The sequence below is a fragment of the Streptomyces torulosus genome (assembly GCF_001419765.1).
GTDB classification, from domain to species: Bacteria; Actinomycetota; Actinomycetes; order Streptomycetales; family Streptomycetaceae; genus Streptomyces; species Streptomyces torulosus.
Genome location: NZ_LIRK01000108.1, coordinates 300 through 9966 on the forward strand (window position 1 = coordinate 300; position 9667 = coordinate 9966).

Annotated in this window: 13 protein-coding genes and 1 pseudogene; 11 read left to right on the top strand and 3 right to left on the bottom strand. The window is 70.2% G+C overall.

What is annotated here, in order from left to right; translation table 11 throughout:
• On the bottom strand, positions 1-225 hold a 225-nt coding region (gene rpmB, locus AOK23_RS44690; protein ID WP_079049369.1), incomplete at its 3' end, for a 50S ribosomal protein L28.
• 62 nt (positions 226-287) lie between these two features.
• On the opposite strand from rpmB, the gene rpmG reads away from it, so the two are divergent.
• The 5 genes from rpmG to AOK23_RS08345 all read left to right on the top strand — a co-directional run bounded on the left by rpmG (position 288) and on the right by AOK23_RS08345 (position 2857).
• Positions 288-452 carry a 50S ribosomal protein L33 gene (rpmG, locus tag AOK23_RS08325; protein WP_055520975.1) on the top strand — a complete coding sequence of 55 codons (165 nt, stop codon included), beginning with the start codon at positions 288-290 and terminating at the stop codon, positions 450-452.
• A gap of 5 nt (positions 453-457) precedes the next feature.
• Positions 458-709: a type B 50S ribosomal protein L31 gene (locus tag AOK23_RS08330; protein WP_055712104.1), complete on the top strand. Its 252-nt coding sequence runs from the start codon at positions 458-460 to the stop codon at positions 707-709.
• A 5-nt stretch (positions 710-714) separates the two neighbouring features.
• A complete protein-coding gene (locus tag AOK23_RS08335; protein ID WP_055712105.1) occupies positions 715-1956 on the top strand; it encodes a CobW family GTP-binding protein in 1242 nt (413 codons plus the stop codon).
• Positions 1957-1959: 3 nt separating this feature from the next.
• Positions 1960-2193, top strand: a complete 234-nt coding sequence (gene rpsR / locus AOK23_RS08340) for a 30S ribosomal protein S18 (RefSeq protein ID WP_055712106.1) — start codon at positions 1960-1962, stop codon at positions 2191-2193.
• A gap of 397 nt (positions 2194-2590) precedes the next feature.
• Positions 2591-2857, top strand: coding sequence for a DUF397 domain-containing protein (locus AOK23_RS08345; protein ID WP_055520971.1), 267 nt, complete (start codon positions 2591-2593; stop codon positions 2855-2857).
• A gap of 72 nt (positions 2858-2929) precedes the next feature.
• Here AOK23_RS08345 and AOK23_RS08350 read toward each other — a convergent pair whose 3' ends face one another.
• Positions 2930-3424: an ATP-binding protein gene (locus tag AOK23_RS08350; protein ID WP_055712107.1), complete on the bottom strand. Its 495-nt coding sequence runs from the start codon at positions 3422-3424 to the stop codon at positions 2930-2932.
• 446 nt (positions 3425-3870) lie between these two features.
• Here AOK23_RS08350 and AOK23_RS08355 point away from each other — a divergent pair, with 446 nt between their 5' ends.
• The 6 genes from AOK23_RS08355 to AOK23_RS08380 all read left to right on the top strand — a co-directional run bounded on the left by AOK23_RS08355 (position 3871) and on the right by AOK23_RS08380 (position 9496).
• Positions 3871-4695, top strand: a complete 825-nt coding sequence (locus AOK23_RS08355) for a helix-turn-helix domain-containing protein (protein WP_055712108.1) — start codon at positions 3871-3873, stop codon at positions 4693-4695.
• 140 nt (positions 4696-4835) lie between these two features.
• On the top strand, positions 4836-6296 hold the full coding sequence (locus tag AOK23_RS08360) for an aldehyde dehydrogenase family protein (RefSeq protein WP_055712109.1): 1461 nt from the start codon (positions 4836-4838) through the stop codon (positions 6294-6296).
• 135 nt (positions 6297-6431) lie between these two features.
• Positions 6432-6980 (top strand): DinB family protein, encoded by a 549-nt coding sequence (locus AOK23_RS08365; RefSeq protein WP_055712110.1) that lies wholly within the window; start codon positions 6432-6434, stop codon positions 6978-6980.
• A gap of 26 nt (positions 6981-7006) precedes the next feature.
• Entirely contained in the window at positions 7007-7648 is a 642-nt protein-coding gene (locus AOK23_RS08370; protein ID WP_055712111.1) for a PadR family transcriptional regulator, read from the top strand.
• 103 nt (positions 7649-7751) lie between these two features.
• Entirely contained in the window at positions 7752-8720 is a 969-nt protein-coding gene (locus AOK23_RS08375; protein WP_055712112.1) for an ATP-binding cassette domain-containing protein, read from the top strand.
• 29 nt (positions 8721-8749) lie between these two features.
• Positions 8750-9496, top strand: coding sequence for an ABC transporter permease (locus AOK23_RS08380; protein ID WP_079049370.1), 747 nt, complete (start codon positions 8750-8752; stop codon positions 9494-9496).
• Positions 9497-9574: 78 nt separating this feature from the next.
• Here the strand turns inward: AOK23_RS08380 and AOK23_RS49555 are convergent.
• Positions 9575-9667, bottom strand: a pseudogene (locus AOK23_RS49555) (IS982 family transposase); the annotation flags it as partial.

A 9667-nucleotide genomic window follows, 5' to 3' on the forward strand; every position in this document is an offset into this window, starting at 1 on the left:
CCCCCGGGCGCGGATCCGCGCGACGGCGGCCTCGACGCCGATGACGTCCACGGTCTTGATCCCCTTCGCGCTCAGCCGGAGCCGCACGTGCCGGTTCTCGCTCGGCAGCCAGTACCGCTTGGACTGGATGTTGGGGTCGAAGCGGCGGGACGTGCGCCGGTGGGAGTGCGAGATGCGGTTGCCGAAGCCCGGTTGGGCGCCGGTCAGCATGCAGTGGGCGGACAAGGGTGACGCACCTCTCTCTGCTCGGTGATGTAAATGGAATTCATTTTCAGTAAGGTACCAGCATGGCACGCAACGAACTCCGCCCGGTCGTCAAGCTCCGGTCCACGGCCGGCACGGGCTACACGTACGTCACCCGCAAGAACCGCCGGAACGACCCCGACCGGCTGACCCTGCGCAAGTACGACCCGATGGCGGGCCGTCACGTCGACTTCCGAGAGGAGCGCTGACCGCGATGAAGAAGGACATCCACCCCTCGTACGGGCCCGTCGTCTTCCGGGACCGCGCCGCGAACCACGCCTTCCTCACCCGCTCGACGATGACGAGCGAGAAGACCATCGACTGGGAGGACGGCCACACGTACCCGGTGGTCGACGTCGAGATCTCGAACGTCAGCCACCCCTTCTACACGGGCACCGCGCGCGTGCTGGACACGGCCGGTCGCGTGGAGAAGTTCGAGAAGCGGTACGGGAAGAAGCGGGGCTGACCGACGTGACCCAGCTGTCTGTCGCGATCGTCGGCGGGCTCCACGCCGACGCCCGGCGGGCCGCCGTCGAGGCGCTGCTCGCCGGGGTCCCGGGCAGCGTCGCGCTGCACCACGACCTGTCCACCGCCGTCGACGGCACGGTCCTGCGGACGATCCGGGACGCCGCGGGCCTCGTCTCCACCGGCGAGACCCCGCTCGTCAACGACTGCGCCTGCTGCGCCCTGCGTGAGGACCTCGTCCCCGAACTGGAGCGCCTCGCCGGGGCGGGCCTCACCCGCCTCGCGGTGGTCGAACTCTGGGACTCGGTCGAACCCAAGGCCATGGCCGAGGTCGTCGCGGCGAGTGGCCTGCCGCTGACCTCGGTGATCACTGCGGTCGACCCCGCCCTCCTGCTGCCCTACCTCGGCAACGGCGACGACCTCGCCGAGACCGGCCTCGCCGCCGCCCCGACCGACGAACGCACCGTCGCCGACACCTTCGCCCGGCAACTGGAGTACGCCCCCGTCCTCGCCGTACTCGACTCGGAGGAGGCGGACGAAGAAGACAGAGCCCTCCTGTCCCAACTCCACCCGACGGCGCTGCGGGTGCCCATCGGGGAAGGGGGCGGCGTGCTCGAAGGGGCCGCAGGCCCTGAGAGGGGCGCGGGGAACTGCGTGACCGGCCACGACGCACCCGCACCCGGCAGCTCCCGGTACGCCCCACGGCGCTCCCCGGCCCTGCTCGCGGCAGCGTTCGCCGGGTTCGACGTGGAGGCCGCCGCCGCGGCCCAGCACCCCGCCTGCGCCCTGCTCCCCACCGACGCCGACGAACACGGCGTCACCACCCTCGTCTGGCACCGCCACCGCCCCTTCCACCCGGAGCGCCTGTACGCGGCCCTGGAGGACCTGTGCTGCGCGGCGGCCCGCAGCCGCGGCAGGTTCTGGCTGGCCGAACGCCCGGACACCCTGCTGCACTGGGACGCCGCCGGCGGCGCCCTGTGCGTGGAGTCGGCCGGGCCCTGGCTCGCCTCGCTGCCGGACGCGGCCTGGGACATGGTGCCCCCGGTCCGCCGCGCGGCCGCCGCGCTCGACTGGCATCCGGAGCACGGTGACCGCTGCCAGCACCTGGTCTTCACCTCGCCGGGCCTGGACCGCGACGGAGTCGAACGGCTGCTGGAGTCCTGCCTGCTCACCGACGCCGAGTACGCCGCCGGGCGCGAAGCCTGGGAACGGCTGCCGCGCCCCTTCGACACCTTCCTGGAGGTCTGACCCATGGCCCGCAAGCCCGAGCGGAAGCCCGCCAAGTCCCGCCCCAACCCGCTGGACCAGGCCGGGATCACCTACATCGACTACAAGGACACCGACCTGCTGCGCCGGTTCATCTCCGACCGGGGCAAGATCCGCAGCCGCCGGGTCACCCGGGTCTCCGCCCAGCAGCAGCGGCAGCTGGCCCGCGCGATCAAGAACGCCCGGGAGATGGCGCTCCTGCCGTACTCCTCGCGGTGAGCGCGTCCCACTGATCCACCACCCCCCACCCGGCCCCCGGCGAGGACCCACAACCTCGCCGGGGGCCGCTTCTTTTCCGCCAATCTGTGCGATCCGGAATCCCGCCGTCGACGGGCCGCCGTGAACCTCCGGGGGCCGCGTCACGTACGGAGAAGTGAAGACGTGACGTGCGAAAGGGAACAGGAACGCCCCAGGACGCGTCTCTCAAGTGCCCCGGTGCTGTAATCGCGGCACCACCCCTCGTGCACGTGCATCTGAGCGTGCATGCGCAGGTGCATCCGCTCATGCAACAGCACGTGAACGAAGCTATGATCCGGGGCAGTTGACTACTGCAACTCTGGCCACACCAGTGCCAAGCGCATCGAGCGCACCACTGCACCACCCCGGGGAGCGACCTGTGGACCACGACGTGTACGGCGTGGATGACGTGTACAACGGCATGGCTGCGACGGAGCTGACCGAGCTCCACGCGGTGGCCTGGCAGAAGAGCCGGCACAGCAACTCGCAGGGGAACTGCGTGGAGTTCGCGCGGCTGCCCGGCGGTGACGTGGCGGTGCGGAACTCCCGGTTCCCGGACGGGCCCGCGCTCGTCTACACCCGCGCCGAGATCGAGGCGATGCTGCTGGGTGTGAAGGACGGCGAGTTCGACCACTTGATCCACTGACGCGTGCTCATGGGCGGTCGTCCGGTGGTGTGACACGCGTAGAACCGCGGCGCGGAGGTGCGCCGCGGTTCGTCAGCGGTTCGATGAGCCGCCGCTCGTGGGCGGTACGCGGAACAGCGCCCACACCACCTTGCCGCTGAGCGTGCCGGCCAGCGGATGCCAGCCCCAGCTGTCCGCGAAGGAGTCGACCAGGAACAGTCCGCGCCCCGACTCCGCCGAGAAGTCGTCCGAGTCCCGTGCGACGGGGCTGTCATGGCTGGGGTCGCGCACCGCGCACACCAGCCGCTCCGTCCAGCGCATCAGATGCAACCGTACGGGAGGGGCCTGGGCGGGGCGGTGCCCGTTGATCGAGGGCAGGCCGTGCCGCAGCGCGTTGGTGACGAGTTCCGAGACCACGAGACAGATGTCGTCGAACCGCTCGCCCATGTGCCACTGGTCCAGCGTGCCCCGCGTGAACTGCCTTGCCTCGCGCACCGCTTCGTAGCGGGGCGGGAGCGCACAGGACGCGGCGTCGGACACGGTCGCGGGATCGAGAGGCGGAAGTCCCTGCCGTAAGGGTTCGAGCATGGTCGATCCATTCGTCCCCATGCGAGGCACTCCCGAGTGTTCGCGGTCGTAGCGATGCAGCGGTGGCGCGGGACCATGGTTTCCGATGCGTACAGCAGATGCAAGGGCAGATGCACGTGCACGCGCCCGGAATGGACCCGGCGGTACCGGTTCCTGGACATTTCTTCTGTCACCCTGTTCCCGGAAATCGGGCGCGGACCGACGACTTACCGGCGGTTTTCGGCGACCTCCACCGACTCTCCACGTCATCTTCGACCGCCCGTCGAGTTCTTGGCGCTCTCGGTCCCTCCTCGCCCCACCCGTCCCAGGTGTTGAAGACTTTCCATTTCTGTAACCGGACGAGTGCGGATCGGAGTGGTTTAGTGGCAGACTGCGGCCCTTGAAGAAGTTGGGGAGGCTGGACGAACGTGGGCGCCGGTGAATCGAGCGGGTCGGTGGTGAGGCGGATGCTGCTGGGCTCGCACCTCAGGCGGCTGCGCGAGGCACAGGGGATCACTCGGGAGAAGGCCGGGTACTCGATCCGCGCCTCCGAGTCGAAGATAAGTCGAATGGAGCTCGGCCGGGTGAGCTTCAAGACCCGTGACGTGGAGGACCTGTTGACCCTCTACGGCGTCACCGACGAGGCGGAGCGCACCTCCCTGCTCTCCCTCGCCAAGGAGGCGAACGTCGCCGGCTGGTGGCACAGCTACTCCGACGTCCTGCCCAGCTGGTTCCCCACCTACGTCGGACTCGAGGCCGCCGCCCACCTCATCCGCTCCTACGAAGTGCAGTTCGTCCACGGTCTGCTGCAGACCGAGGCGTACGCCCACGCGGTCGTCGCCCGCGGCATGAAGGACGCGAGCGACGCCGAGATCGACAAGCGGGTCGCCGTCCGCATGGAGCGCCAGAAGTACCTGGTGTCCGAGCGGGCCCCCGAGTTCCACTGCGTCCTCGACGAGGCCGCCCTGCGCCGCCCGTACGGCGACCGCGAGGTGATGCGCGGTCAGCTCCAGCACCTCATCGAGATCTCCGAGCGCCCCAACGTCTGCCTCCAGGTGATGCCGTTCGGCTTCGGCGGGCACTCCGGCGAGAGCGGCGCCTTCACGGTCCTCAGCTTCCCCGAGTCCGACCTCTCGGACGTCGTCTACCTCGAACAGCTCACCAGCGCGCTCTACCTGGACAAGCGCGAGGACGTCGCCCAGTACGAGCGGGCGATGAAACAGCTCCAGAACGACAGCCCCTCCCCGGCGGAGAGCCGCGACCTGCTGCGGGGGCTTCTCCAGCTGTCCTGAGGCCCCGCGGGCCCCTGTGAGTCTCCGGGATTCCCTCTCAACTCCCAGTGCACAGACGTACGATGACGCGTGATCACATCGTCATGCACTGTCGTGTGCGTACGGGTGTCCGTCCCGGGCGCGAGGGATTGAGGGTTCACATGTCGTCCTACTTCACCGATCTGGCGCAGCAGTACATCGGCGGTGAGTGGCGCCCCGGCACCGGCTCCTGGGACATCATCGACTTCGACCCCTACGACGGCGAGAAGCTCGCGTCGATCACGATCGCCACGGTCGACGAGGTGGACGAGGCCTACCGGGCCGCGCGGGACGCCCAGCGGGAGTGGGCCGACGTCAACGCCTACGCCCGTCGCGCCGTGTTCGAGAAGGCCCTGCGGGTCGTCGAGGAGCGCGAGCAGGAGATCGCCGAGGTGATCATCGCCGAGCTGGGCGGGACCCGCCTCAAGGCCGGCTTCGAACTGCACCTCGCCAAGGAGTTCCTGCGCGAATCGATTCAGCTGGCGCTGCGCCCGGAGGGGAGAATCATTCCCTCGCCGGTCGAGGGCAAGGAGAACCGCCTCTACCGCGTGCCGGTCGGTGTGGTGGGGGTGATCAGTCCCTTCAACTTCCCGTTCCTGCTCTCCCTCAAGTCGGTCGCCCCGGCTCTCGCGCTCGGCAACGGTGTCGTGCTGAAGCCGCACGAGGACACCCCGGTCACCGGCGGCACGCTGATCGCGAAGATCTTCGAGGAGGCGGGTCTGCCGGCCGGTCTGCTGAACGTCGTCGTCACCGACATCGCCGAGATCGGCGACGCCTTCGTCGAGCACCCGATCCCCAAGGTCATCTCCTTCACCGGCTCCGACAAGGTCGGCCGCCATGTCGCCACCGTCGCCGCCTCGCACTTCAAGCGCGTGGTCCTCGAACTGGGCGGCAACAGCGCGCTGGTGGTGCTGGACGACGCGGACGTCGACTACGCGGTCGACGCGGCGGTCTTCTCGCGCTACGTCCATCAGGGCCAGGTCTGCATGGCCGCGAACCGCGTCCTGGTGGACCGCTCGGTGCAGGACGAGTTCACCGAGAAGTTCGTGGCGAAGGTGAAGGCGCTGAAGACCGGCGACCCGCGCGACCCGGGGACGGTCATCGGCCCGGTCATCAACTCCTCGCAGGCCGACGCCCTGACCACCGTCGTCGACCAGGCGATCGCCCAGGGCGCCACGGCGCTCGTCCGCGGCACCACCACCGACAACCTGGTCGGGCCGAGCGTCCTCACCGGCCTCCCGGCCGGCTCCCCCCTCCTCCAGCAGGAGATCTTCGGCCCCATCGCCTTCCTCATCCCCTTCGACGGGGAGGAGGAGGCCGTCCGCCTCGTCAACGACACCCCGTACGGCCTGAGCGGCGCCGTCCACACCGGGGACGTCGAGCGGGGTGTGCGCTTCGCCCAGCGGATCGACACCGGGATGTTCCACGTCAACGACGGCACCGTCCACGACGAGCCGATCGTCCCGTTCGGCGGCGAGAAGCACTCCGGCCTCGGCCGCCTGGGCGGCGAGACCACGGTGGAGGCGTTCACCACCCAGAAGTGGATCTCGATCCAGCACGGCCGCAGCCGCTTCCCGTTCTGACGCCGTCCGGCTGATCGCCCACCGGGTTTCGTACGCCCCACGTACTTGCGGACCGTACCTGTCCGCAAGGGCCCGTAGCTTCGGAGGTGTCAGAGGGGCTCACCGGAGCCCGGACCCGACGAAAGGCGGCCGGTCATGGTCACGCACGTGCAGGCAGAGGCGAAGGGCGACGAGCGGGGGGCGCTGCTCGCCTTCCTGGCGGAGCAGCGCGGCGGCCTGCGGCGCACGCTGCTCGGGCTGACCGACGAACAGGCCGGCAGCCGGCCGAGCGCGAGCGAGCTGTCCCTGGCCGGGCTGGTCAAGCATGTCGCCGAGGTCGAGCAGGGCTGGATCGCCCGCGCCAAGGGCGAGCCCGCGGCGGTGCAGCGGGACGAGTCGAACTGGCACGAGTGCTTCACCCTCGTCGGCGACGAGACCGTCGAGCAGCAACTCGCGTACTACGAGAAGGTGGCCGCCGAGACGGAGGCGTTCATCCGCGCGGTACCGAGCCTCGACGACACCTTCGAACTGCCGGCGGCGCCCTGGCACCCGCAGGACGAGACGCTCTCGATGCGCTGGCTGTGCCTGCACCTGATCCGCGAGACCGCCCGGCACGCCGGGCACGCCGACATCATCCGGGAGTCGCTGGACGGCGCGACCGCCTTCGAGCTGGTGGCGAAGGAGCAGGGCTCCGGCTGGGGCTGACCGCGCGGGGTCCTACGCTGGGCCCCATGTCAGCGATCCGTCTTCTCGTGCTGGGTGCGGTGCGCCAGCACGGGCGGGCCCACGGCTACCAGGTGCGCAACGACCTGGAGTACTGGGGCGCGCACGAGTGGTCCAACGCCAAGCCCGGCTCGATCTACCACGCCCTGAAGCAGATGGCGAAACAGGGACTGCTGCACGCGCACGAGATCGCCCCCTCCACCGCCGGCGGCCCGCCGCGCACCGAGTACGAGATCACGGAGAAGGGCACCGCCGAGTATCTGAGCCTGCTGCGGGAGTCCCTCCTCGCCCACGACCAGAAGCCGGACGTGCTCTCCGCGGCACTCGGCTTCATGGTCGACCTCGACCGCGAGGAGGTCCTCGGACTCCTCCAGCAGCGGGTGCGCACCATCCGGCAGTGGCGCGCCGCCGTCACCGACCACTACACCCCCGAGGACGGCCCCGCCCAACTGGGCCACATCGGCGAGATCATGAACTTCTGGGTCCACTCCGCCGACGCCGGCGCCGAGTGGACCCAGGGGCTCATCGAGCGGATCCGCGGCGGCGCCTACACCTTCGCCGGTGAGGGCGAACCCTTCGTCGGCGTCCTGACCGACGGCCAGGAGAACCCGTACGCGACGGGGCAGCGGCATCCGGAGGACACCTGCTGATCAAGTTTGACCAATGCTTCGCGCCGCCTTACCGTGAATGTGTAGTCAAACTTGACTAGCTATCCGGGCCGCCAGTGAGGGGACCGGTGAGGGAGTGGGGACAGTGGCCGACACGGCGATCATCGTCGAGGGCGCACACAAGAAGTACGGCGACAAGAAGGCGCTGGACGGGCTCGACCTCACGGTCGCGTCCGGCACCGTGCAGGGCGTGCTCGGGCCCAACGGCGCGGGCAAGACGACCCTGGTCCGGATCCTGTCCACCCTGCTGCGCCCCGACGCGGGCCGCATCCGGGTGGCCGGGCACGACGTGGTGGCACACGCGCGTGAGGTGCGTCTGCGCATCGGCCTCCTCGGCCAGCACGCGGCACTCGACGAGGAACTCGGCGGCCGGCAGAACCTGGAGATGTTCGGCCGCCTGTATCACCTGGGCGCCCGCCACGCGCGCGTGCGCGCCGACGAACTCCTGGAGCGCTTCGGCCTCACCGACACCGGCCGCAAGCCGGTCAGGCAGTACAGCGGCGGCATGCGGCGCCGCCTCGACCTCGCCGCGTCCCTCATCGCCGAACCGGAGGTGCTCTTCCTCGACGAACCGACCACCGGCCTCGACCCGCGCGGCCGGGCCGAGGTGTGGACGTCCGTCCGCTCCCTCGTCGGCGGCGGGACGACGGTCCTGCTCACCACCCAGTACCTGGAGGAGGCCGACCGGCTCGCCGACCGCATCGCGTTCGTCGACGGCGGCCGCGTCGTCGCCGACGGCACCGCCGACGAGCTGAAACGCCTGACCGGCGGCGACCGCGTCGACGTCGTCCTGCGCGACGCCGGACAACTCGGCGCCGCCACCGCCCTGTTGCCGGTCCCGAAGGACGACGTCTCCGTGGACGCCGACCGCCGCCGCCTCAGCGTCCCCGTCACCGACCGCATGACGGCCCTGGCCGGCGTCGTACGGGCCCTGGAGGACGCCGGGATCGAGGCCGAGGACATCGCCCTGCGCCGCCCGACGCTGGACGAGGTGTTCCTGCACCTCACCGGGGACGACCGGGCCGGGCACCACCGAGTGAGGGAGGCCGTGTGACCCCGTACGCGCTCGTCGATTCCTGGACCATGACCCGCCGCGAACTCGCCCACTGGGCGCGGCGGCCGGTCCAGGCCCTGGTCGCCCTGGTCTTCCCCGTCATGATGCTGCTGATGTTCGGCTACCTCTTCGGCGGCGGCCGCGGCGTCGAGGGCGACTACATCCCCTACCTGGTGCCCGGCATGCTCGCGCTGACCATGGCGTTCGGGCTCGAAGGGACCATGATCGCCGTCACCCAGGACCTCAACAAGGGCGTCATCGACCGCTTCCGGTCCATGCCGATGGCGAGCGGCGCCGTCCTGGTGGGCCGCGCGACCGCCGACATGCTCCAGTCCGCGCTGAACCTCGCGGTGATGCTCGGCGTCGGGTACGCGCTCGGCTGGCGCGCGCACGGCGGGGCCGGGGCCCTCTCCGCGGCCGTCGGCCTGCTGCTGCTCCTCCGCTTCGCCATGCTGTGGATCGGCATCCACCTCGCGATGATCGCGGGGAAGCCGGAGATGGTGCAGGCCGTGCAGATCCTGGTGTGGCCCGTCGGCTTCCTCTCCAACGCGTTCGCCACCCCCGAGACCATGCCGGGGTGGCTGGGCGCCGCCGTCGAGTGGAACCCGCTCTCGGCGACGGCCACGGCCGTACGGGAGCTGTTCGGCGACCAGGGCGCCACCTCCGCGTCCTGGGCCGCCGAACACGCCGCCCTCCTCGCCGTGGCCTGGCCCCTGGCCCTGACCGCCGCCTTCTTCCCCCTGGCGGTACGGCGGTTCTCCCGCCTCAACAAGTAGCCGGTCCCAGCAAGTGGCCAGGGGGCGGCCAGGACCTGGGCCGGCAAAGGTCCGCTAGACGAGTAGTTCCGATGTGGCTCAGTGGTCGTAGGCGATCAGTGACCTGGTGATGGGTGCGCCGATGGTGCGGTTGTGCCAGATCGCGCAGGTCATGGCCAGGATCCGCTGGGC